The sequence below is a fragment of the Grimontia sedimenti genome, assembly GCF_011045095.1.
GTDB classification, from domain to species: domain Bacteria; phylum Pseudomonadota; class Gammaproteobacteria; order Enterobacterales; family Vibrionaceae; genus Enterovibrio; species Enterovibrio sedimenti.
The window spans coordinates 10,353-33,810 of sequence record NZ_JAALDL010000018.1; the positions used below are offsets into that span (position 1 = coordinate 10,353).

The following is a 23,458-nucleotide window of genomic DNA, read 5'->3' on the forward strand; positions in this document are numbered from 1 at the left end:
TTTAGATGTCCGTAACGAAAATGAAACACGAAGGGTTACTTAATTAGAGCAAACTATCAATAGATAGACTCGTAATGATAATTGTTTTTGATTGATCTGCTTCGCAGACTTATTTTTCATTACATAAAATGTCCAGTTTCTGCAACGTGGTTGTAAAGGAAGTCGATAATTTCAGCGTGTGCAGTCCAATGACAAAATGTCACGGTATTAATATCTCTACACAAACTGCGTGTTTTTGACTCAGATAACTTGCTTAAAGAAAGAGTTTCAACGCCTGCATTCCTTCATTCGCCTCTATGGAAATGGAATGAGTATTTATCGTGGAATTGGCCTCGAATTGAACCGAACAATGAACTCTGAAAGCGAGCATTTTCAGGTGGTTTGGGTATAAACTAGGGACATTATTTCCCTTTGAGCCAACAGTGCATGCCAACCCAACTTCTTGACCCCATGTTATTTCCTCTACACGGACAGAGACTGATTGAAGCGTCTGCTGGTACGGGGAAAACCTTCACCATTGCGGGTCTGTATTTACGACTACTGTTGGGGCATGGCAGCGAAGATACAGCGCACGCTTCGCCGCTGAGTGTCGATCAGATTCTGGTGGTGACCTTTACCGAAGCGGCCACTCAGGAGCTTCGTGATCGTATCCGCGCGCGTATCCATGATGCCCGTCTCGCGTTCAGTCGAGGGCACAGCGAAGATCCGGTGATCAAACCGCTACTGGAAGAGGTGCAGGATTATTCACACGCAGAGCGTTTGCTTCTGCAAGCCGAGCGCCAGATGGATGAAGCGGCGATCTACACCATTCATGGTTTCTGTCAGCGTATGCTGACCCAAAATGCTTTCGAGTCTGGCAGCCTGTTTACCAATGAGTTCATTACTGATGAGAGCGCTTTACGCGAACGTGCGGTGTCGGATTACTGGCGACGTCAGTTCTATCCATTGCCCAAATCGCTTGCCGGTGTCGTGCGGGGTTACTGGGAATCTCCACTGTCACTGTTGAAAGACATTAGCACTTATCTCTCAGGACCTCTGGTCACCATCAAGGCGCCGGATATGCCGGAAAACCTCGTTGACTTGCATCAGGAGAACCTGGCCAAAATCGAAGAGTTAAAAAGACTGTGGCGAGAAGCTGTCGCTGATCTTGAAGCTTTGATCTCAGGATCAGGCGTTGATAAACGCAGCTACAGTAAAAAATCGCTGCCAAACTGGCTTTCTGAAGTTACGGACTGGGCGTCCTGTTCAACAACTAGCTATGAATTGCCGAAAAACCTTGAGCGCTTTTCTGCGTCAATGCTGACAGAAAAAACTAAGAAAGGCGAAGTGCCGGCGCATCCGATTTTTGACGCGATTGATAAGCTAGTGGCCAACCCACCAACACTGAAAGATGCGTTGACGGCAAACGCCATTCGTCAGGTGAGAACATTACTGGCTCAGGAAAAACGACGCTTTGGTTGGTTGTCATTCGATGACTTGCTGTCACAGCTTTCATCGGCACTGGAAAGTGACAGTGAAGGCATTCTGGCTGAGCGTATCCGCACATTATATCCGGTCGCCATGATTGACGAATTCCAGGATACCGACCCTCAGCAATACCAAATATTCAGCGATATTTATGCCGAGCAGCCTGAATGTGGCCTCTTTATGATTGGGGACCCTAAGCAGGCGATTTATGCTTTCCGTGGTGCTGATATTTTCACTTACATCCATGCACGCCGTCAGGTAGCCGACCATTACAACCTTGGCACCAACTGGCGCTCAACAGCAGGCGTGGTAAAAGCGGTCAATCATGTCTTTGAAAATGCGGAATCGCCTTTTATCTATAACGAAGATATTCCTTTTACTGCTGTCGCTTACTCGCCGGGCGCTGATGAACGCTATTGGGAAGTCAATGGCAGTCAACAAGCCTCGATGACCCTTTGGCTGGATGAAACGGCAGATCTGGTTTCGAAAGCGGATTATGAAAAGCAAATGGCTCATGCCACGGCGAGTAACATCCGCGAAGTGCTGACGAAAGCGCAGGAAGGTAAAGCGCATTTCTGCAAAGGCGACAAACGCAAGCCTATTCATGCCGGAGACATCGCAGTGCTGGTGAGAACCGGTAGCGAAGCAGCCAAAGTAAAGATTGCACTGGCAAGGCAGGGCATTGCTTCTGTTTATCTCTCGAACCGCGACAGCGTGTTCTCAAGCCATCTGGCAGCGGATGTTCAAAGGCTACTTGCTGCCGTACTGACGCCTGATAGTGAGCGAACACTTCGTGCTGCACTGGCAAGTGGCCTATTTGCGCTGACGGCCAGTGAAATCGATACCTTGAACCATGACGAAAAAGCGTGGGAGAGGGCGGTGATGGAGTTTTCTACCTACCAAACGGTATGGTTTACACGAGGTGTGATGCCCATGCTACGTCAGGTGATGCAACGCCGTGGTATCGCGGAACGCTTACTTTGTGAAGACAATGGTGAGCGGGCACTCACTGATCTGATGCATCTAGGCGAACTTTTGCAGCAGGCAAGTCAGACATTGGATAGCCATCATGCCCTTATCCGTTGGCTGGCTGACCATATCGACAACCCTAACGGCAACAGTGAAGAGCAGCAGGTGCGTTTGGAGTCTGAGCGTGACTTGGTGCAAATCGTCACCATCCACAAATCTAAAGGTCTGGAATACGACCTGGTTTACTTACCGTTCGCCTGCAATTTCCGTCCGTCAGACAGACCATTTTTCCATGATGAAGACCATACGCCAGTGCTGTCGTTGACTGAACCTGACTTTGCTATTGAACAGGCAGATAAAGAGCGTTTGGCCGAAGATCTCCGACTCGTTTATGTTGCTCTGACCCGTGCAGTTTACGGCTGCTTTATCGGTTTGGCACCGCTCAAAGATGGGAGAAAATCTTCCGGTGATACCGGGCTTCATAAATCGGCACTGGGTTACCTGATTCAAAAAGGTGAAGCATCAGATGCTGCGGGGTTGGTTGCTGCGGTTGATTCGTTAGCAGCAAGTTGCGACGGCATTGAGAAAACCGCACCACCTAAAGTGGTGGACGGCAAACTGGAGCCAGAGTTGGCTGATGATGACGTCATTGAAGCGCGAACCTTCGAAGGACGTATCCGCCGTGATTGGCGCCTGACCAGTTATTCCGGTTTGGTGAAGCAAGGCCACAGTAGTGCGCTGCCTGATTTACCTGCCTTTGATATTGATGCCGCTGAAGAGCAGCACGATGAAAGCGAGATGGAGACTGACAGCGCACCAACTATATTCCAGTTTCCGAAAGGTGCCCGTCCGGGTACTTTCCTGCACACCTTGTTTGAGAACGTTGAGTTTGGGCAAGACATGTTCAGCGAAGAAGTGGCCGAAATGATCCGCCATCACCTGCTGCTCGAAAACTACGAAGAAACCTGGATACCTGTATTGCAGAAACTGCTGTCTGATGTCGTCTCGCAGCCGCTTAACGATGAAGGGCTGATGTTGTCTGAGGTGGACGAACCCGCAAGATTGACAGAGATGGAATTCGTAATGCCGGTGGAAAGACTTGATAGTGGCCGTGTGAACCGGTTAATTGCCGAGCATGATCCTCTGTCGGCGCAGGCTGGTGATCTTCACTTTGACACCGCCAGTGGCATGCTGAAAGGTTTTATCGACTTAGTGTTCTGCTGGCAGGGACGTTATTACGTATTGGACTGGAAGTCGAACTATCTTGGAGATTCGCCTGCCGATTACACTGAGGAGGCGCTGGCAGATGCCATGGCGGATCACCGCTACGATTTCCAATACCAGATTTACTCACTCGCTCTGCATCGTTTCCTGCGTCAGCGTATACCTGATTACTCGCCTGAGCGCCATCTTGGCGGTGTTTTCTATCTTTTTGTTCGTGGTATTGAAGCGGGTACTCGCCATGGCATTTTTTACACTTCACCTTCCCTTGAGCTTCTCGATGGTCTTGACGCCATTTTTTCAGGCGAAGGACAGCTTTCTGATGGAGAGAGCCTAAATGGCGACAAGTGAAAAACTCAACGCGCTGTACAAGCGAAAAGCCATCAGAGCTATCGACCGCCAGTTTTCCCAGTTTATCGGTGAGCAACTCGGCGACGTTGAATCTCCCATGGTGGGCTGGGCGGCTTTAGTCAGCTTTGAGCTGGGTAAAGGTAATGTCTGTGTTGATCTTGCAGCATTAGACAGCGCTAGACTCTTTGACTTGATGCCCGCGGAATCCGCGGAACTTGCCATCTTTATGACACCTGAAAATGCGCTCGCGTTGGTGTCCGCATCTCCGGTTGTCGGTGATGGAAGTGTACCGACACCTATGGTGCTGAGTGGTTCCCGCCTCTACCTTCATCGTTATTGGGCTGCAGAACGTCTGGTGACTAACGAAATTACAGCACGTGCCACTGAGCTTCCTTTGCCGATGACGCTGCGTGGCGTGTTGGACGATCTTTTCCTGCCGGATATGGCTTTGCTTCGTGGGTTCTACAACACATGGGAAGAGAGCGAAAAAGCTGAGAAACTGGTCGATTTCTTCGACATCACTGATTTGACTCAGGTTGATGTAGATGCTCTGAAAACGGCGTTAGATTCAGAGGCAACGGATGCTCAGGTGCTGAGTCTGGTGCCGGAAACCTCACGATTGAACTGGCAAAAAGTCGCGGCAGCTGTGGCGCTGAGTTATCGCTTTGCAGTGATCTCCGGCGGCCCTGGAACAGGGAAGACGACAACAGTGGCGAAGCTTCTGGCGGCTATCGTCAGCAGTAGCGACAACCCGAATGGTCCTGAAATCAAGCTGGTGGCACCGACGGGGAAAGCGGCAAACCGCTTGACCGAATCCATTGGAAAGGCCGTTGCGGCATTGCCGGTGAGCAATGAGGTGAGAGACAAAATTCCGACTCAGGCATCAACCATTCACCGACTGCTTGGTGCTATTCCAAACCGTGTTGAGTTTCGACATCATGCTGGCAATCGGCTTCACCTTGATGTGCTTGTGGTCGATGAAGCATCGATGGTTGATTTGCCTATGATGGCCCGATTGCTCGCGGCATTGCCCCAGCATGCCAGAGTGATTCTTCTGGGAGACCGTGACCAGTTAGCTTCTGTAGAGGCGGGTGCGGTGTTGGGTGATATCTGTCTGCATGCCGGAAGTGGTTTTAGTGCTGAACGCGCAAAGACCTTAGCTTCACTGACAGGTTTTCGTTTGCCGCAGGAAGCCTCCGTGCCTGCTGTGTCTGATGGCGTGTGTTTGCTGCGAAAAAGCTACCGCTTCCATGCTAAATCCGGTGTTGGCCAACTGGCTTATGCCATTAATGCCGGCGAAACACGCTGGGTTGAAAGGGTGCTGCAACAAGGCTTTAGTGATATCGCCCTTCATGATCTTGATGGCGATGTGTATGGCGAAGCCATTGCTATGGTGGTCAATGGGTACCGCGGCTATCTTTCGGCATTATCAGAGGGTGCAGACAACCGCACCTTGCTGAAACATTTCTCTGATATCCGTCTGCTGTGTGCGCTTTCAGATGGCCCGTTTGGAGTTAAAGGCTTGAACACAGCGATTGAAAAAGCGCTAACTAAAGTGGAGCTTATCGCACCAGGAGAAGAGATTTTCTACCCGGGGAGGCCAATTATGGTGACACAGAACGACCACGGCCTTGGTTTGTACAACGGCGATATCGGCATTGTGGTGAAGCAGGAAGAAGGACTTCGCGTGGTGTTTGAAATGGCGGACGGTTCAGTAAAAGCCTTTCTGCCAAGCCGTCTTCCTGAGCATCAAACTGCCTACGCAATGACGATTCACAAATCCCAGGGGTCTGAATTCAGTCATACCATTTTGATGTTGCCACCTACCCCGACCCCCGTCATGACAAGAGAGCTGGTGTATACCGGTGTGACACGGGCAAAAGACAGATTGGATGTTTATGCCACCCGCACCAGTTTGGCGCGGGCGGTGAAACGGAAAACGCAGCGGTTTAGCGGCTTGGCAGACGCATTACACGTCCGTTAAGTGCGAGGGTCAGTATCTTGGAGCGGCGCTGCAGGTTGTAAAGTTCTTGCTTGGCATCCGGCAGTGCAGTGACATCGGCTTCTACAAACCCGTGCTCACGGAACCAGTGAATACTGCGGGTGGTCAGCACAAAAATCGTTTTGATACCCGATTGCACCGCCTGCTGCTGGATATATTGAAGCAGGTTGGTGCCGCGGTCGCTATCACGGTATTCAGGATGAACGGCAACACAGGCCATTTCTGCTGTTTGTGACTCGGGGTAAGGGTAAAGTGCCGCACAACCAATGATTCGCTCATCTCTATCAATCACAGTAAAGCGCGGAATCTCCTGCTCCAGTTGCTCCCGTGAGCGTCTTACCAGAATACCTTGTTCTTCTAAAGGGCGGATAAGTTCCAGGATGCCACCGATATCATCAATAGTGGCCTGACGGATACGTTCGGCGCTTTCTGTGACAATCTGCGTTCCGATACCTTCCACGGAGAAGAGTTCCTGAATCAGTGAACCATCGACTTTATAACTGAGAAGGTGGCTTCTTGGCACGCCTGAACGGCATGCCGCGACGGCACCACGTAAGAAGCGAACGGTACCGGAGTTCTCATCACCCGCAGTGGCGCGCTGGCGCAGAATTTCTTCTGCCTGATGTGGGAATAGTTCTGACAGCACATTGCCATTAGGACCAATCACACCTTGCAGCGAACAAAAACCAATCAGCTTGTCAGCATTCAGGCGAATCGCCAACTGTGTGGCGACTTCTTCGGAGGTCAGGTTAAAACATTCCCCGGTGACGGAGCTGGCAACAGGGCCTAAAAGAACGATCGAGTGCTGATCGAGTTGGCGGTGTATACCGTCGATATCGATCCTGCGGATCCGTCCGCTATGGCAGTAGTCCACACCTTCGTCGACACCCAGTGGTTGTGCAATCACAAAGTTCCCGCTGACCACGTTGATCTGCGCGCCAGCCATGGGCGTGTTATTTAGACTCATGGAAAGGCGGGCAGTGATATCGAGTTGTAGCTGACCTGCAGCTTGTTTTACCACTTCGAGTGCAGCTGAATCTGTGACACGAACACCTTTATGGTAAGGCGTCTCAACCCCTTGCTTAGCGAGGTTCTGGCTGATTTGAGGACGGGCGCCGTACACCAATACCAGCCGCAAACCCAGGCTGTTAAGAAGAGCTATATCATTGACAATATTGCCGAAGTTGGGGTCTGCAATCGCCTCACCACCTAGCATGACCACGATGGTTTTGTTCTGGTGTGCGTTCACATAAGGCGCTGATTGCCTAAATCCATTTACGAGTGCTGTACTGCGAAGTTTCAACACCTTACTCCATAATTGTGACTTTATATGCTGTGATAGTGACTAATTATTCTTGGTTTGGCAAGGGTCGTGACACGGCTTCAAACATTGAATGCCTGATTTGGTCGGCAGTGATGTCCTTTTTATAATAGTATTGTTAGTAATTGAGAGTTTGTCTCTTATTTGAGAGTTGATTTGTGGGTATCGTCGGACAATCTTTAACGCTTTTCGTCGTGTTGATTTCGGGGGCCATTGGTTACCTGGTGGCAAATGATATTCCTATCTTCACTGAAGTGGACCAAACAACCATCTACGGTGAATGGGTTGAGCAGGGTGTTCCGTCGTACGCTGCGGACAAGTTCGAGGTGCGGAAAGATGGTATCTACATAAAAGGTGCCCGCACGACCAGTTACTATGAGTTTACTGGCAGCAAACTCATCTATACGGTGGGAAATAATACTTACCTTTACACCGTGGAAGATAAAAATACGTTACAAAGAGAAAAGCCTTACCACTACAGCACACCGTTTACGAAACGTTGATGTTCAATCAATAGTTTGCGGGTAACACTCTCAAAAGTTCCGTCACGGGACACAAGCCAAGTGCCACACGGCGAATCCGATCTGCAATATCTTCATTCCCACCGAGGCATCGGCGAATGCTGTTATTGATCATTTCATCACTGCTACCGTCACTGGCTAACGTGCGAATCCATTGATACTCGATAGAGTCAGTGTCTAGCAGCGTTTTACGTCCTACTTTTAAGTCCATACCGTACTCCTTTACGAACATGTTTAGTTTTTAAGACATTTTCTTTTCATTGGATTTAAACGAATTTCTATGACAGAAATGTGACAAAGTGTTTCAAAGTTCGGTGCATATGCTTTCGATCGCATTATATCTCCCAGTGATTTTGAGGGTTTATGCGGTCTATCTCGCCTTTTGATTGCAGAAAAGGCGGGGTTCTGTCACCCTCTTTTTCATTGTTTTCTGATTCAGGATGACCTGTGAAAAAGGCACTTTCTGTTGTCGGCATTTCCCTACTCCTTGCCGCGTGTGCGCGTCCCACTGACCGAGGTCAGCAATATGTTGATGGACGTTTTAATCAAGTTCTTAATCCGGTCGAGCAAGTTGCCTCGGATAAATCCCGAGACTACTCTCTGTTTCCGGCTCAACTGGAGAAGGTTGAGTCTCGTTCTCCTTCATTGACGAAAGCGAATCAGGCCGTTTATGAAAGCGTGAAAGCTTGGTTGGCAGAAAGCGGAGAGCCAACGACATTGAGCGACTACGGTTTGTCTCTTGAACAGATGGGGGGCGGTGACGGTTATGGCAATGTGCTGTTTACCGGCTACTTCTCTCCAGTGATTGAAATGCGCCACGAGCCGGATGCCTTGTTCCGTTATCCGGTATACGCCATGCCTCAGTGCGATGAAAAGTGTCCGACACGTGAAGAGATTTACAACGGCGCGCTCGATGGTTTGGGTTTGGAACTGGGTTACAGTGCATCGTTGATCGACAACTTCATCATGGAAGTGCAGGGCAGTGGCTTCATTCACTTTGGCGATAACGACCAGCTCGAGTACTTTGCCTACGGTGGTAAAAACGGACACCCGTATGTCAGCATTGGCAAAGTGTTGATCGAGCGTGATGAAGTGCCTCGTGAAAAGATGTCACTGAAAGCCATTAAAGACTGGGTCGCACAGCAAGACGAACCCACTGTGATTGAGCTGCTCAATCAGAATCCATCATTTGTATTCTTCGCCCCTAAAGCGGCGCACCCGGTGACAGGCACTGCGGGTATCCCTTTGTTGTCCGGCGCGTCAGTGGCTGCTGACCGTGAATTTTTGCCAATGGGTACAGTGTTACTGGCAGAAGTGCCTCAGCTCAATGAAGAAGGTAACTGGAACGGTCAGCATGTACTGAAATTGCTAATGGCGCTGGATACAGGTGGCGCAGTGAAGAAAAACCACCTCGATCTTTACCATGGCATGGGGGAAGAAGCGGGTATTAAAGCCGGCCATCACAAACACTTCGGGCGTGTGTGGAAGCTGACTAAACCCATTGAGAATGAAGTGCCTGTTCAGCAATAACCTAATCAATAAAGACAAAAAAGGCGGGTTTGAAACCCGCCCTTTTCATTTGGAAAGAGTGGTTTATTTGATCAAGCCAACTTCTTTGTAGTATTTCGCTGCGCCTGGGTGCAGAGGGGCAGACAGACCGTCAGAAACCATTTCTTCTTTCTTCAGGTTTGCGAATGCTGGGTGCAGACGACGGAAGTCATCAAAGTTCTCAAATACCGCTTTGGTTACGTTGTAGATAACCTCTTCTGGTACTTCAGCTGAAGAAACGAAAGTTGCACCCACACCGAAGGTTTGAACGTCACCGTCGTTACCACGATACATGCCGCCTGGGATAGTCGCAGTACGGTAGTAGTCGTTGTCAGAAACCAGCTTGTTAGAAGCTGCGTTGTTCACTTCAACAATCACGCTATCACAAGCAGTGGTGGCTTCTTGGATTGCACCACTTGGGTGACCCACGGTGTAAACCATTGCGTCGATTTTGTTATCACACAGCGCTTTAGACTGCTCAGCGGCTTTCAGCTCAGAAACCTGCTTGAAGTCGTCCATGGTCCAGCCCATTTCTTCCATCAGTACTTCGATAGTACCGCGTTGGCCTGAACCTGGGTTACCCACGTTGACACGCTTACCTTTCAGATCATCAAACGTTTTGACGCCTGAGTCTGCACGTGCAACAACAGTGAACGGTTCTGGGTGAACAGAGAAGACTGCGCGCAGGTCTTTGTAAGCACCTTGGTCTTGGAATTTGCTTGAGCCATTGTAAGCGTGGAACTGCCAGTCAGACTGGGCAATACCCATGTCCAGCTCGCCTGCGCGGATGGTGTTGATGTTGTAGATAGAACCACCGGTAGACTCAACCGAACAACGGATGCCGTGTTCTTTCTTGGTTTTGTTTACCAGACGGCAGATTGCACCACCCGTTGGATAGTAAACACCAGTGACACCACCAGTACCGATAGTAACGAATTGATTAGCTTGCGCGGGTACGGCAGTTAAAGCAGCTGCAAAGCTCATTGCGGCCAAAGTTGGTTTTAACGCTTTCATGCTTTAGTCCTTGTCGATGATGTGATTGCTAACGCGGTGAGAATCCGCTGTTAATAAAATGTGAGTCCATATTGCGTCGAAATTATCTGATAGTTGGTTTTTCGATCGCAAGAGATACGCCTCACGATTCAAAGCTACGGAAGATATTTTTTCTTAAATCTTCCGCAGAGTTGATATATAAACCCATGTTTTGAGACATTAAGGCGATTTGCTGTACAAGTTCTGCATTGTTATCCGCACACTGTCCCATTAAATTCATTAGGTTATTTTCAAATCCGACGCGTACATCCCCGCCTAACGACATCGCTGCAGTTAGACACTGATGCTCATATTCCCCAAATGCACAAGTTGCCCACGAAATTTCCCCGCTGGTTATACGTTTAATATCAAATTCCAGCAGATCAGTCGGTGCTGACAACATGTCCTTTTTGTACTTACCTAGTACCAATAATAGGTGATGACCGGTATTAGGCAATGTCTTGTCATTAACCATCTGAAAATAAAGCGATAAATCTGCCGCGTCATACAAAATGTATTGCACATAGATGCGGCGCTCGTTGAGTTCATAAAAGAAGCGACTGGCCTCTTTTTCAAACGCAGCGTTGGGGCGAAGTTCTCTCAAAGCGAGGGAGACGGCTTCTGGCTCAGTGCCTCGTACCAAAGCCATTTGTTCTTCGGGTTGATACAGTCCAACTGCCTCGGTCGTCAGTTGGATGACCATGTCAGAATCAAAACGGGCCCGCGTTTCCACTAGCCACTCTTTATTCAGTCCAACATCCAGTGAATGCTTACCCTGTCCATCACGGACATGCATGTGAGCCATCGCAGCACCAGCTTGGTGACACTGCGTTAAGCATACGGCCATTTCGTCAATGGTCATTGGCAGTTGTTGATGGTCTTCCTTGCCACGTCTTGCACCATTCGGCGCAACAATAATGGTTCTTCCTTTTTGCACCCGACGTTCCTATGCGAATACGTTGTCTAATGTGACGGCCAAACGTTTTACCAACTCGTCAATTTCGTTCTCTGTGATGATAAATGGTGGAGCCAACAGAATGTGATGACCGCGTTTACCATCAATGGTGCCGCCCATGGGGTAGCACATCAGGCCATTCGCCATCGAAGTCTTTTTCACCTGTGCGTGGAGTGGGCGCGAAGGGTCAAACGGTGTTTTTGACGCTTTGTCTTGCACAAACTCCAGACCGATGAACATGCCACGTCCGCGGATATCCCCAACAAAAGGGTGATCGCCCAATGTATTGTTTAACTGTTTGACCAGATAACGACCCCGTTCAGTCACTTCACTGAGCACGCCGTCTTCCAGTGCATCAAGCGTGGCACACGCTGCGGCACATGCCAAAGGATGAGCCATAAAAGTGTGCCCATGCTGGAAATATCCCGTGCCATGGAAAATCGCTTCATAGATTTTGTCGTGGATCATCACCGCGCCAATAGGCTGGTAACCGGCAGCGAGTCCTTTTGCCATGGTCACCAGATCAGGAACGATATCTTCCTGTTCATAGGCAAAATAAGTGCCAGTGCGGCCACACCCGCACATCACTTCATCGAGGATGAGCAAGACACCGTACTTGTCACAAATTTCGCGGATGCGTTTGAAGTAACCTTTCTCAGCGACAAGAGCGCCAGCGGTCGCGCCAACAACGGGTTCGGCCACAAACGCAATCACAGTTTCTGGGCCGACAGCCAATAATCTCTCTTCAAGTTCATTGGCCACGCGTTGTCCGTACTCAAAGTCGGTTTCATCACCACCCTTATCCCGATAGGCATAGCATGGTGCAACCAACTCACCATTTGCATCAGAGGCGCGAAGGGCTCTTTGCGCCACATATTGCCCCCAACCCCCAGCGCACCAAGCGTATTACCGTGGTAGCTTTGGCGACGTGCGATGAATCGGGTTCGGGAGGTTTCGCCTTTCTCAAGGAAGTATTGGCGCGCCAATTTAAGTGCGGCTTCTACGGCTTCAGAACCACCGCTTACCAGATAAACATGGTTTAAAGGGCCTGGCGCTTTGTCTGCCAAACGTGCTGCCAATTCTTCCGCTGCTGGCGAGGTGAAAAATCCAGTATGAGCATATGGAATAGTGTGCAATTGATTTTCTATCGCACCCAGTACGCCGCGATGGCTGTGCCCAAGGCAAGATACTGCAGCACCGCCGCATCCATCGAGGTATTGACGTCCTTCACTATCAACAAGAAATACACCGCTGCCGCCTGCGACGACAGGTAAGTCAGAGTGACAGTGTCTTTGTAGTATGTGTGTCATGGTTTTCCTGAGCAAAAGGTATCGTTGTTATCATGCTCAGTATGAACAGGTTGGAAATTGAACAGCAAACGATATAAATTCGGAGGGTATGCCTAAAATTCATAGAGGGCTATATGGCAATGACTATTCCGCCAATGAAAACCTTGCGAACCTTTACGGTGGTGGCGCAAACATTGAGTTTTTCAAAAGCGGCGAAACTGTTAAATCTGACACAAAGTGCCATCAGTAAACAAATTCTCCATTTGGAAGAATTGATGGGGTGTTCACTGTTTGAACGTACTGGCGGAAAGGTCGAGCTGACAGACGCGGGAAGACGCTATTTGCCTTCCGTGGTCGAAGCATTGGAAAACCTCCAGCACGCTACATCGACAGTCATGCAGACGTCAGAAACCAAAAGCCGTATTGAAATATCGGTGCCACCTTCGATGGCAAGTATGTGGTTGATCCCTCGCTTGGCGGCATTTAGGCAAGCTTATCCGAACATTGAACTGGCGGTTCGTGCGAGTGTGACGTCGGATAGCCATAACCGATATCAAAGCGATATCGCGATTCACTGTTTGCCTTTGTCGACCCATGAAGAAGAAGCAGAGCTTTTAGTGAGAGAAAGGCTGATGCTGGTGGCTTCCCCATTCATGGTTTCCGATGCAGAGTCACTGGAAGATCTTTTGCCGCTCAATGCCATCAGCCATATTACCCGTCCCCAAATATGGAACCAGTTCTGGCATGAGTTAAAAGTCGCCCCTAACGGCCCTAACTATGGTGCTGGCTTTGAGCACTTTTACATGGCACTGGAGGCTGTGAAGCACCATGAAGGAATGGCGCTGATACCCCAATTTTTGATTCAAGATGCGTTAGATTGTCAGGAAGTGAGCAACCCACTTTCATTGAGCTTCGACAGTTTGTATGGCTACTTTCTGTTTAGCCATGGCTATAAACGACGATTGGGGCCAGTGAAACAGGTAATAGACTGGTTGAAACAAGAGTTGATGCCAGTGCGCATTAAACACTCATGACTGCAGTTTTGGGAGTCATGGACATTTTGCGTCCAAGCGAGTATAAACCGCAGTCCACGTCGAAAATCGAGCAACAGAGCGAACTATTATGACAACAACTCAACCTGCATCGGAAAGCTATCAGCAACGCTTCGGTGGTACTCGCCGTCTGTATGGCGCCACTGAGCTTGAGATTTTGCGCCAGTCGCACGTGTGCGTGATCGGTATTGGTGGAGTAGGGTCATGGGCGGTTGAAGCGCTGGCTCGAAGCGGTATTGGCGAGTTGACTCTGATTGATATGGATGACGTGTGTGTTACCAACATCAATCGTCAAATTCACGCAATGTCTGGCACCGTGGGTCAAAGTAAAATCGAGGTGATGGCTGACCGTGTTCGGGCAATCAACCCGGATTGTAAAATCAACCTGATTGACGACTTTATCTCTGAAGACAACATTCCAGAGTACATCACCAAAGACTACGACTACGTGCTTGATGCCATCGATAGCATCAAGCCAAAAACGGCATTGTTGGCTTACTGTAAGCGCAATAAGATCAAAATCATCACAGTAGGCGGTGCTGGTGGGCAGATTGATCCGACCCAAATTCAGGTCGCGGATCTCACTAAAACGATTCAAGATCCACTGGCGGCAAAGCTTCGCAATAACCTACGCCGTTTCCATAACTTCACCAAAACTCAAGGGCGCAAGTTTGGTATTGATTGCGTGTTCTCGACCGAGCAGTTGAAGTATCCTCAACCAGATGGCTCAGTGTGTGAGACCAAAGCGACGGCAGAAGGACCAAAGCGAATGGATTGTGCCAGCGGTTTCGGCGCGGCAACCATGGTCACCGCGACGTTTGGTTTTTTCGCCGTTTCACGCATCATCGCCAAACTGACAGCGAAAAAATAGCTGCTTTAAAAAGCACAAAAAAAGGCCGCGAACGTTCGCGGCCTTTTTGGTTTTGGAGCATTAAGCATCAGCTTTAGCGCGTGTTTTTTGCAGCAGGTTTGGCTTCAGTTTCAGGCTGAATCGGAAGCACTTGCTTCACATAGTTACCTGGTGCAACACCGAGTACGGGGAAGTTCTCTGAACCTTGTGCGTAAGGCTCGATCTTTTCCTTCGGATTGTATGCAGATAGCCATTCATCCCAATGCGTCCACCAAGAACCGGCAGTGTGTTCCGCAGATTCAAACCACTCGTCTGCAGACTCACTCAGTTCATCGTTCACCCAGAAACCGTACTTGCCTTTCGATGGATGGTTCACAATGCCAGCGATGTGGCCGGACTCACCCAATACAAAGGTCTTGTTGCCGCCCACATTCAGCGCGCCACGGTAAGTCCCTTGCCAAAGTGCAATATGGTCTTCTTTGGTTGAGATGAAGTAGGTAGGGATTTTAATTTTGTTCAAATCAATCCAAACGCCACCCACTTTCACGCCTTTGTCCTGAACCAGTTTGTTGTTCAGGTACAGCTCGCGAAGCATAAAGTTATGCGTTGCTGCTGCGACGTTGGTGCTGTCACTGTTCCAGTACAGAAGATCGAAATCTACCGGGCTGTTGCCCTTGAGGTAGTTATCGATGTAGTAGTTCCAGTACAGGCTGTTTTCGCGCAGCAAGCTGAAGGTCACGCTCAGTGAGCGGCCATCCATATAACCACGTGCCGTGTTTTGCAGCTCAATCGCACTGATCACGCTGTCATTGATGTAAGCACCTACTTCACCTGGTTGCGCGAAATCGAGCAGAGTGGTGAAGAAAGACGCCGACTTGATGCGCGCTTTCATGCGTTTTGCTGCGTAGTACGCGATAGTACTTGCCAGCACAGTACCACCGATACAGTAACCAGCAGCGTTGATTTGTGATTGGCCTGTGATGTCCTCAATCGCAGACACCGCCTTCACAACACCTTCAGTCACGTAGTCACCGAACTCAACGTCTTTTTGCTCAACGCCTGGGTTGCGCCAAGACATCATGAATACAGTGTGGCCTTGCTCAACTAACCAGCGCACCATCGAGTTCTTCTCGCGAAGATCGAGGATGTAGTACTTGTTGATGAACGGCGGCACGATCAGCAGTGGTGTTGCATTGACAGTTTTCGTCAATGGACGGTACTGGATAAGCTCGAACAGTTCGTTCTGGAACACAACATCACCCTGAGTATTGGCAATGTCTTCGCCAATACGGAATGCGTTGTTGTTGGTCATGCGAACCTTCAGGATATCTGAGCTGGACTCAATATCTTCCTGTAGGCTTTGCAGACCTTTCACCAGATTCTCGCCGTTCTTTTCCATGGTCAGCTTAAGCAGTTCAGGGTTTGTGCCCACGAAGTTGCTTGGTGACATGGCATTAATAGCCTGACGAGAAAAGAAGTTCAGGCGCTCTTTGGCTTTGTCATCTAATCCTTCCACCGCGTTAATGGTTTCGAGATAAGTGCGGCCAAACAGCAGATAAGATTGTTTGATGAAGTTGTAGAACACTTCATCCTGCCAGCCTTTGTCCTGGAAACGTTTGTCGTCTTTTTCCGGCGTAACGATTTCTTCTTTGTTTGCCGCAAGCGCAACGTTTTGCCAGATTTGCATTTGCTGCTCCCACCACTGCATTTGAATTTGCAGCATCGCGGCGGGTTGATTTGCAGCACCCTCAAGAAGTTTGGCTGTGTCTTCGAGACTCTGCTCTTGGATGGCTTTGTTCAGGGGGGTGTTTACGGCTGCCTTGCCTTGCTCAAGATCCTTCCACCATTGCTGGTTACTCTCTTGGAGTTTTACAAGGTAGTCCGAGAAGAAGTTCTGATACATGTGTAAACCCTCTTGATCGGAAACAACACCGCCCTCTGCAGCGAGAGGGCGGGTCTACCTAAAATTAAGCTGGTTGAGCAGCTTTCAGGTTTTCAGTAGTCAGTTGTTCCAGATCGTCTTTGAACTCTTTCGCGATAGATTGCAGCTTCGCGCTGTCGTCCATCATTTGCTGAGACAATTTAGTCAGCGCTGCCAGCTGTTGGCTGCTGTATGCAGTCATAGAAGTCACGTCAGTCACTTCGCTTGCTGCTTTAACTTGTGCCAGACCCATTTCGCTGTAAGTTTTAACAGCGCTCAGTTGGAGTTCAGTCAGAGTTTCAACGTTCTTAGCAACCAGTTTGTTGAACTTAACGTAAGGTGCCAGCGTTTTTTCTGTTTGCTCAGAGAATGCTTTAAACATATCGGTGTACATGGTGTTTCTCCTAAGTGTATTAATTAGATCCAAGGGGGTTTAACGTTCTTAGCTATCAGCACGTTTCACGACAACTGCCGTACCCATGCCGCCGCCGATGCAAAGCGAAGCAACACCATATGTGCCTTCGCGTTTTTCCAACTCGTGGATCAGTGAAACCAGAACGCGGTTACCTGATGCGCCGAGCGGGTGACCCAATGCAATTGCGCCACCATTGACGTTTGCCTTCTCCAGAATGCTGTCAGGGCTGACGCTGTGGTTGTCCGCCAATTGGTGAACAACACCCAGAGCCTGAGCAGCGAAGGCTTCGTTGAGCTCAAACAGATCCACATCGGAAATAGACAGCTCTGCTTTTTTCAGAGCTTCTGTTACAGCACCTACAGGGCCAAGGCCCATGATTTTTGGATCTAACCCAACTTGCGCATAGCTGGTGATTTCAGCCAACGGTTTCAGACCAAGGCGCTGAACCGCTGCTTCTGAAGCGACGATCACAGCGCTGGCACCATCGTTAAGACCAGACGCGTTACCAGCTGTGACTGTACCTTCGCGGTCAAAGGCTGGGCGAAGCTTCGCCAGACCTTCTTGTGTGCAGTCTGCTTTTGGGTATTCGTCAGTATCGAAAGTGACAGTTTGGCGACGTTGTTGCACTTCAACAGGCACGATTTCATCTTTGAATCGACCCGCTTCAACAGCAGCAACGGCTTTTTGTTGGCTCTGCTGCGCGTACGCATCTTGTTGCTCACGGCTTAGGCCGACGAGCTCAGCGACGTTCTCAGCAGTAACGCCCATGTGGTATTGGTTGTAGACGTCAGTCAGACCGTCGTTGATCAGAAGATCTTTGAGGCCGATGTCGCCCATTTTCTGTCCGCCGCGCAGAGAGCCTGACGCTGCGAACGGAATTTGAGACATGTTCTCGACACCTGCTGCAACCACGACCTCTGCGTCGCCGCAGCGGATGTGTGCAACTGCATCCATGACCGCTTTCATGCCGCTGCCACAAACCATGTTGATGGCATAAGCTGGAACGGTTTCTGGCAATTCAGCATAGATGGCGGCCTGGCGACCAATACCCATACCTTGGCCTGCACTGACTACGTTGCCGAGAATCACTTCGTTGATAGCGTCTGGGGAAACATTACCTGCTTCCAGAGCGCCTTTGATTGCAAATGCTGCCAGCTTTCCGGCTGGAACATCTTTCAGAGAACCTGTGAATGCGCCGATCGCGGTACGCTTGGCCGCGACAATATACACTTTTTCCATGTGTCGTCTTTTCCCGTTTAGTTCATGTACAAGCCGCCGTTGACCGACAGCGTTTCCCCAGTGATGTAAGCAGCTGCATCACTCGCAAGATACGCGACTGCATCAGCAATTTCTTCTGGACGAGCCAGACGCTTCATTGGAATCTCACCTTTGATAGACTCCAGCACTTCATCGCGCATGGCTTCTACCATTGGGGTTGCTGTATAGCCAGGGGCTACAACATTGGCGGTCACTCCGGATCTCGCACCTTCAAATGCCAGTGACTTGGTGAAGCCAATCATGCCGGCTTTTGCCGCCGCATAGTTGGTTTGACCAAATTGACCTTTTAGGCCGTTAACAGATGAAATATTGATGACACGGCCGCCGCCTTTTTCGCACATAGCGGCAAAAAGAGGTTGGGTTACGTTAAAAAGACTATTGAGGTTAGTATCGATAACTGCATGCCAGTTATCTGCTGCCATTTTCTTGAAGAGACCATCACGTGTGATACCGGCGTTGTTGACTACAACATCGATAGTGCCTTCTTCTTCAAGAAGCTTGGGGAGACGCTCTGCACAGTCAGCTGTGCTGGTCACGTCCAGTTCGAACAGGCGTACCTGGTCTGAGTTGAATTTCTTCTCTTCAAACCATTCCTCGGCACATTGCAGGTTCCCGGTGAAGTAGGTAGCAATCACGCGATAGCCCTGACTTACCAATTTTTCTGTGATCGCCGAGCCGATACCACCTTTTGAACCGGTGATGAGCGCGAGTTTCTTCATTGTTGACTCCATTCTTAACAACAAGCAATTGAACGTTTGACCCCTGTAACTGCATTTGGTTATCCAAAAATACAGGCACCTGTAATTTATTAGTTTTAGCGCGTAAGGGTTGAGACTAAGGAAACTCATCTAGTCTCGAATTTAGAATAGTTATTATGTGTGATGGTTTTATGACCACCGAAATTAAAGATATACAATCTTATGAGTAAGGCAAAAGGAATTAGGAGAGAATTACAGAAACAAGATCTTGATCTACAATAAAACACCATAAGTTAACAGTGTGTTAAATTATGGTTTTCGTTTGGATCGGTTGAGGTGTTTTTTGTGTTTAATAAACGATTTTCTTTTTTATTCACCATTATTGATGCGCTAAATAGGTATTCGTGCTGCTTAAAAATGCACCAGATGAATTTAAGGAAGAAACCTCCGTTTTTGCAACTATAAACGCAGAATAATTGACCAGCCTCTCAGCTTTAAAGTGATTCCTGTACGGTAAAGTGGTCAGTTAAAGCAGTGAATTTATAACGAAAACGAGGCTGTTAGGCAGGTTTTATAAGGCTTTTAGCTGATTGATGATCGCCCGGACGCCATTACTTCTTGATTGGCTGATATGAGCAAGAAGATCCAAGGCTTCAAGGTAGCTTTCGAAATTAAAAGTGAGGATATCTTCTTTTGATTTCATTTCGACGGCAGCAAGAATGATAGCCAACAATCCTTTAACAATTCTTGCGTCTGAGTCGGCAGAAAAATAGTAGACTCCCTCGCAAATTTTCCATGTAAGCCAAACTTTACTTTCACAGCCAGGCACGGAAATACTTTCTTCTTTTAATGTTTCGTCCATGTTTGGCAGCTTTTTCCCATCTGAATAACCAGACGGTATTTATCTTCCCAACTTTTGCATTGAGACATTTTATTTAAGATATCTTCTGTCGAAATATCGGTACCAAAAGGATGGGTTGGCTGAATGTTTGTCATGGTTCGGCTCAATGGTCAGCGAAAAGAGGTTGTCGGTATTTTAAAGCAAATCACAGGCTTTCTGAATGGCAGCAACACATCGGGCGATGTCCTCTTCTGTGTTGTAAAGGGCGATTGATATACGGACACAGCCATTGATGCCAAGCGCATCCATTAAAGGATGAGCGCAATGATGTCCTGATCGCACCGCAATGCCTTGCTGATCCAACAAGGTGGCAATGTCGGAATGATGCACACCATCGACAGTAAATGCGACGACACTGGCTCCGCGTTGTAACCCGATAATGCGTACATCCTCAATGTGTTGGATGCCTTCAACCAGCAAGCTTTGAAGTGTGCCGATATGAGCTTCTGCACCTTTGTGGTTAATATTGCCAAGCCAGTGAATAGCCTCACCGAGCGCTATGGCGCCTGCAACGTTGGGAGTGCCTGCCTCAAACTTTGCAGGCGACTCGGCATACTGGGTACCGGAAAAACTGACCTTCTCGACCATTTTCCCACCGCCATGCCACGGAGGCATCGCTTCGAGCAGCGAAGGCTTACCGTATAGCGCCCCTATGCCTGCCGGAGCAAACAGCTTATGACCGGAAAAAACATAGAAGTCTGCGTTCATGGCTGTCACATCAACATTCTCATGTACCACTGCCTGCGCGCCATCAACCACGACTACCGCACCTGAGTGATGGGCCTTTTCGATAACCGCTTCTATCGGGTTTCTGGTGCCTGTCACATTGCTGATATGTGCAATGCACACCATGCGGGTTTTGGCGTTTAGCAAGTTATCCAGCGTGGCCAGTTCTAATTGGCAGGTATTGGGATTAACAGGCCATTTCACCACTTTTGCGCCCGTTTGTTCGGCGACTAACTGCCAGGGAACAATATTGGCGTGGTGTTCCATTTCGGTCACGATGATTTCATCACCCGGCTTTAGGTTCTGGCGGGCATAACTTTGCGCGATAAGGTTTAAGGCTTCTGTCGCGCCACGGGTCCAGACAATACCTTCAACAGGGGCATTCAGGAAATCTGCGACAGTTTGACGCGCCGCTTCAAAGCGGTTAGTTGCTGAAGCCGTTAGTGAGTGGGAACCGCGATGCACGTTGGCATTGGCACCTGAGTAGTATTGGCTAATGCTCTCGATCACCGCCCTTGGTTTTTGCGATGTGGCTGCACTGTCCAGATAAACCAGTGGCTGGCTATGGATGTGCTGATCCAGCGATGGGAAATCGCGTCGGATGATATCTACATCAAAAGGGCGGTTGGTCATGGTTTCGGTTTCGCTTCACTGACTCAGTTAATGGAGGCGAATGATCGCTTTTTCGTCATATTAACTCAAGAGAAAGTAATGGATGTGAAATGGTTTCAGGGTGAAACGAAGGGCAAAAAAAAGCACCGGGCAATCTGCTCAGTGCTACGACAAATTTTTTGATTGATAGGATTCAAAAAATACAGCAAGTATGAAAGGTAGATGTCTCTACCGAATTTCGGCGATGCCGAAATATGCAAACACAACATCGCAACCACAAAATCTGTCGTACGTAGGGAACGAGAATCCCGTGGTGCGCGCAAACTATAGGTTTTCTCTGGAGCCAGAACAATCGACATTTTATAATACTGTTCATTAGAAAAACTTATTTATTAAGGACGCACCATGGCCCGACGTCTTCCCCCTCTCAATTCGCTCCGTGTGTTTGAAGCCGCAGCCCGTCATTTGAGCTTTACCCGTGCCGCTGAAGAGCTGTTTGTGACTCAAGCTGCCGTGAGCCATCAGATAAAAGCGCTGGAAGAGTTCCTTGGTTTAAAGCTGTTCCGACGTCGTAATCGCTCTCTCCTTCTAACGGAAGAGGGGCAAAGTTATTTCCTTGATATCAAAGATATATTCACTTCTTTAGCGGATGCCACGGATAGGGTGTTAGAGCGAGGGGCGAAAGGGGCTCTGACCATCAGTTTACCGCCAAGTTTTGCGATTCAGTGGCTGGTCCCCCGCTTGGCTGACTTTAACCAACAACACCCAGAAATTGATGTGCGCATTAAAGCGGTAGACATGGAAGATGGCTCCCTGACGGACGATGTCGATGTAGCCATTTACTACGGAAGAGGAAATTGGCCTGGACTGCGCTGTGATGAGCTCTATCCGGAGTTTCTGCTGCCAGTGTGTAGCCCAGCAGTGCTCAATGGGCCTAAGCCACTCCATAGTCTCGAAGATTTGAAGCATCACACTTTACTTCATGACAGAACAAGAAAGGACTGGAAGACTTACGCCAAGTACTATCAGATTAGTGACATTAATCTAAATTATGGCCCGATTTTTAGTCACTCCACCATGGTGCTTCAAGCTGCCGCACTGGGGCAAGGCATCGCATTGAGTAACAATGTACTGGCTCAGCCAGAGTTGGAATCTGGCAGACTGGTGTGTCCGTTTGAGCATTTCTTGATGAGTAAGAATGCGTTTTATCTTGTCAGCCAACAAAAAGATGCGGATTCAGGCCGTATCGCAGCATTTAGGGAATGGGTATTGGCGAAAGCTGCTGCCGAACAGGAGAGTATTTCTGCATGAGTGAGTTTTCAGAACAGCGTGTGTTGATTGATGGTCCGGCGTCGGCTGAATGTACGTTTATTTTTGCACATGGTGCCGGAGCAGGCATGGAGCATGACTTCATGGAGGAAGTCGCTGGAATGATTGCCGCTCATGGCATCCGGGTCGTGCGTTTTAACTTCCCTTACATGGTCAAACGTGCTGAAGATGGAAAAAAGCGTCCGCCAGACCGCGCGCCCAAACTGCTGGAAGCATTCAAAGAAGTGATTGCAGAATATGGTACAGAGAAAACGGTCATTGGTGGAAAGTCCATGGGGGGGCGAATGGCGAGTCACCTCGCTGATGTTGAGGGGGTGAAAGGCATAACTTGTTTAGGCTTTCCTTTTCACCCGCCAGGTAAGCCTGAAAAAGATAAAGGCGAGCATCTTGCCGATTTGTCACTTTCCACACTGATCTTGCAGGGGGAGCGTGACACTTTCGGTAACCGCGCTGAGCTGGAAGGCTACCCATTGTCAGATAAGGTTACCCTGACGTTTATTCCGGATGGTGACCACAGCTTTAAACCGCGAAAAGCATCAGGCCACACCGAAACCGGTAACCGTCAGATGGCAGCTGATCACATCGCGGCATTTATTAAAGAGGTGTGCCAATGACTGGCCGCCAATACGCTTCACTTGGCTGTATCTTCGCGGGTATTGCCGTGGCACTTGGGGCATTTGCAGCTCACGCCTTAAAAGCGCAGCTTCCCGCCTATGAGCTCTCTATTATCGAAAAGGGTGTGCAGTATCAATTCTGGCACGCGCTGGCATTAATCGCTTTGGGACTTTGGAATCATATCCAGCCACAACGTATGCTTTCGCTTTCTTGCGGGTTTATTGCCGTCGGCATACTTTGTTTTAGCGGCAGCTTGTATGGTTTGGCGCTGACAGACTGGCGATGGCTTTGGCCTGTTACGCCACTTGGTGGTACCAGCTTCTTGGTGGGATGGTTCCTCGCTGCGGTAACACTCTGGCGCAAAGCTTGAGTTCAGCACCTTGCT

At 49.1% G+C, this 23,458-nt stretch carries 18 protein-coding genes and 2 pseudogenes; 9 read left to right on the forward strand and 11 right to left on the reverse strand.

Going from position 1 to position 23,458, the window contains the following annotated elements; all coding sequences use genetic code 11:
• Positions 1 to 426: 426 nt before the first annotated feature.
• On the forward strand, positions 427 to 4,008 hold the full coding sequence (recB, locus tag G5S52_RS19465) for an exodeoxyribonuclease V subunit beta (protein ID WP_165017754.1): 3,582 nt from the start codon (positions 427 to 429) through the stop codon (positions 4,006 to 4,008).
• Positions 3,995 to 5,992 (forward strand): exodeoxyribonuclease V subunit alpha, encoded by a 1,998-nt coding sequence (gene recD / locus G5S52_RS19470; protein ID WP_165017613.1) that lies wholly within the window; start codon positions 3,995 to 3,997, stop codon positions 5,990 to 5,992. Before recB ends, recD begins: the two co-directional genes overlap by 14 nt.
• Here recD and argA read toward each other — a convergent pair.
• Positions 5,958 to 7,313, reverse strand: coding sequence for an amino-acid N-acetyltransferase (gene argA, locus G5S52_RS19475; RefSeq protein WP_205743998.1), 1,356 nt, complete (start codon positions 7,311 to 7,313; stop codon positions 5,958 to 5,960). The genes recD and argA overlap by 35 nt on opposite strands.
• 176 nt (positions 7,314 to 7,489) lie before the next feature.
• On the opposite strand from argA, the gene G5S52_RS19480 reads away from it, so the two are divergent.
• On the forward strand, positions 7,490 to 7,834 hold the full coding sequence (locus G5S52_RS19480; protein ID WP_165017619.1) for a DUF2850 domain-containing protein: 345 nt from the start codon (positions 7,490 to 7,492) through the stop codon (positions 7,832 to 7,834).
• A 7-nt stretch (positions 7,835 to 7,841) separates the two neighbouring features.
• Here the strand turns inward: G5S52_RS19480 and G5S52_RS19485 are convergent, their stop codons facing one another.
• The gene (locus tag G5S52_RS19485) at positions 7,842 to 8,063 is read right to left on the reverse strand and encodes a hypothetical protein (RefSeq protein ID WP_002536314.1); all 222 of its coding nucleotides are present in this window, start codon (positions 8,061 to 8,063) and stop codon (positions 7,842 to 7,844) included.
• A 236-nt stretch (positions 8,064 to 8,299) separates the two neighbouring features.
• On the opposite strand from G5S52_RS19485, the gene mltA reads away from it, so the two are divergent.
• Complete coding sequence (gene mltA / locus G5S52_RS19490; RefSeq protein ID WP_165017622.1) at positions 8,300 to 9,382, forward strand: murein transglycosylase A; 1,083 nt, start codon at positions 8,300 to 8,302, stop codon at positions 9,380 to 9,382.
• A 63-nt stretch (positions 9,383 to 9,445) separates the two neighbouring features.
• Here mltA and G5S52_RS19495 read toward each other — a convergent pair whose 3' ends face one another.
• From G5S52_RS19495 to G5S52_RS19505, 3 genes and pseudogenes are all read right to left on the reverse strand, one after another.
• The gene (locus tag G5S52_RS19495) at positions 9,446 to 10,414 is read right to left on the reverse strand and encodes a TAXI family TRAP transporter solute-binding subunit (RefSeq protein WP_165017625.1); all 969 of its coding nucleotides are present in this window, start codon (positions 10,412 to 10,414) and stop codon (positions 9,446 to 9,448) included.
• Positions 10,415 to 10,535: 121 nt separating this feature from the next.
• Positions 10,536 to 11,369 (reverse strand): beta-keto acid cleavage family enzyme, encoded by an 834-nt coding sequence (locus tag G5S52_RS19500; RefSeq protein WP_165017628.1) that lies wholly within the window; start codon positions 11,367 to 11,369, stop codon positions 10,536 to 10,538.
• 9 nt (positions 11,370 to 11,378) lie between these two features.
• Positions 11,379 to 12,697 (reverse strand): annotated as a pseudogene (locus G5S52_RS19505) (aspartate aminotransferase family protein).
• A gap of 113 nt (positions 12,698 to 12,810) precedes the next feature.
• On the opposite strand from G5S52_RS19505, the gene G5S52_RS19510 reads away from it, so the two are divergent.
• Positions 12,811 to 13,710 carry a LysR substrate-binding domain-containing protein gene (locus G5S52_RS19510; RefSeq protein WP_165017631.1) on the forward strand — a complete coding sequence of 300 codons (900 nt, stop codon included), beginning with the start codon at positions 12,811 to 12,813 and terminating at the stop codon, positions 13,708 to 13,710.
• An 88-nt stretch (positions 13,711 to 13,798) separates the two neighbouring features.
• Entirely contained in the window at positions 13,799 to 14,599 is an 801-nt protein-coding gene (gene tcdA / locus G5S52_RS19515; protein ID WP_165017634.1) for a tRNA cyclic N6-threonylcarbamoyladenosine(37) synthase TcdA, read from the forward strand.
• Positions 14,600 to 14,672: 73 nt separating this feature from the next.
• Here tcdA and phaC read toward each other — a convergent pair whose 3' ends face one another.
• From phaC to csdA, 6 genes and pseudogenes are all read right to left on the reverse strand, one after another.
• Positions 14,673 to 16,481 (reverse strand): class I poly(R)-hydroxyalkanoic acid synthase, encoded by a 1,809-nt coding sequence (phaC, locus tag G5S52_RS19520; RefSeq protein ID WP_165017637.1) that lies wholly within the window; start codon positions 16,479 to 16,481, stop codon positions 14,673 to 14,675.
• Positions 16,482 to 16,545: 64 nt separating this feature from the next.
• Positions 16,546 to 16,893, reverse strand: a complete 348-nt coding sequence (locus tag G5S52_RS19525) for a phasin family protein (protein ID WP_002536332.1) — start codon at positions 16,891 to 16,893, stop codon at positions 16,546 to 16,548.
• Positions 16,894 to 16,941: 48 nt separating this feature from the next.
• Positions 16,942 to 18,153 carry an acetyl-CoA C-acetyltransferase gene (locus G5S52_RS19530; protein WP_165017640.1) on the reverse strand — a complete coding sequence of 404 codons (1,212 nt, stop codon included), beginning with the start codon at positions 18,151 to 18,153 and terminating at the stop codon, positions 16,942 to 16,944.
• Positions 18,154 to 18,170: 17 nt separating this feature from the next.
• Positions 18,171 to 18,911: an SDR family oxidoreductase gene (locus G5S52_RS19535; protein ID WP_002536335.1), complete on the reverse strand. Its 741-nt coding sequence runs from the start codon at positions 18,909 to 18,911 to the stop codon at positions 18,171 to 18,173.
• Positions 18,912 to 19,461: 550 nt separating this feature from the next.
• Positions 19,462 to 19,886: pseudogene (gene csdE / locus G5S52_RS19540) on the reverse strand (cysteine desulfurase sulfur acceptor subunit CsdE).
• A gap of 40 nt (positions 19,887 to 19,926) precedes the next feature.
• A complete protein-coding gene (gene csdA / locus G5S52_RS19545; protein ID WP_165017643.1) occupies positions 19,927 to 21,150 on the reverse strand; it encodes a cysteine desulfurase CsdA in 1,224 nt (407 codons plus the stop codon).
• A 384-nt stretch (positions 21,151 to 21,534) separates the two neighbouring features.
• On the opposite strand from csdA, the gene G5S52_RS19550 reads away from it, so the two are divergent.
• Genes G5S52_RS19550 through G5S52_RS19560 form a run of 3 tightly spaced genes read left to right on the forward strand, consistent with a single transcriptional unit; the run spans position 21,535 to position 23,443 of the window.
• On the forward strand, positions 21,535 to 22,440 hold the full coding sequence (locus G5S52_RS19550) for a transcriptional regulator GcvA (RefSeq protein ID WP_002536340.1): 906 nt from the start codon (positions 21,535 to 21,537) through the stop codon (positions 22,438 to 22,440).
• Positions 22,437 to 23,072 carry an alpha/beta family hydrolase gene (locus G5S52_RS19555; protein ID WP_165017646.1) on the forward strand — a complete coding sequence of 212 codons (636 nt, stop codon included), beginning with the start codon at positions 22,437 to 22,439 and terminating at the stop codon, positions 23,070 to 23,072. Before G5S52_RS19550 ends, G5S52_RS19555 begins: the two co-directional genes overlap by 4 nt.
• The gene (locus G5S52_RS19560; RefSeq protein ID WP_165017649.1) at positions 23,069 to 23,443 is read left to right on the forward strand and encodes a DUF423 domain-containing protein; all 375 of its coding nucleotides are present in this window, start codon (positions 23,069 to 23,071) and stop codon (positions 23,441 to 23,443) included. The genes G5S52_RS19555 and G5S52_RS19560 overlap by 4 nt, the downstream gene beginning before the upstream one ends.
• Positions 23,444 to 23,458: the final 15 nt, after the last annotated feature.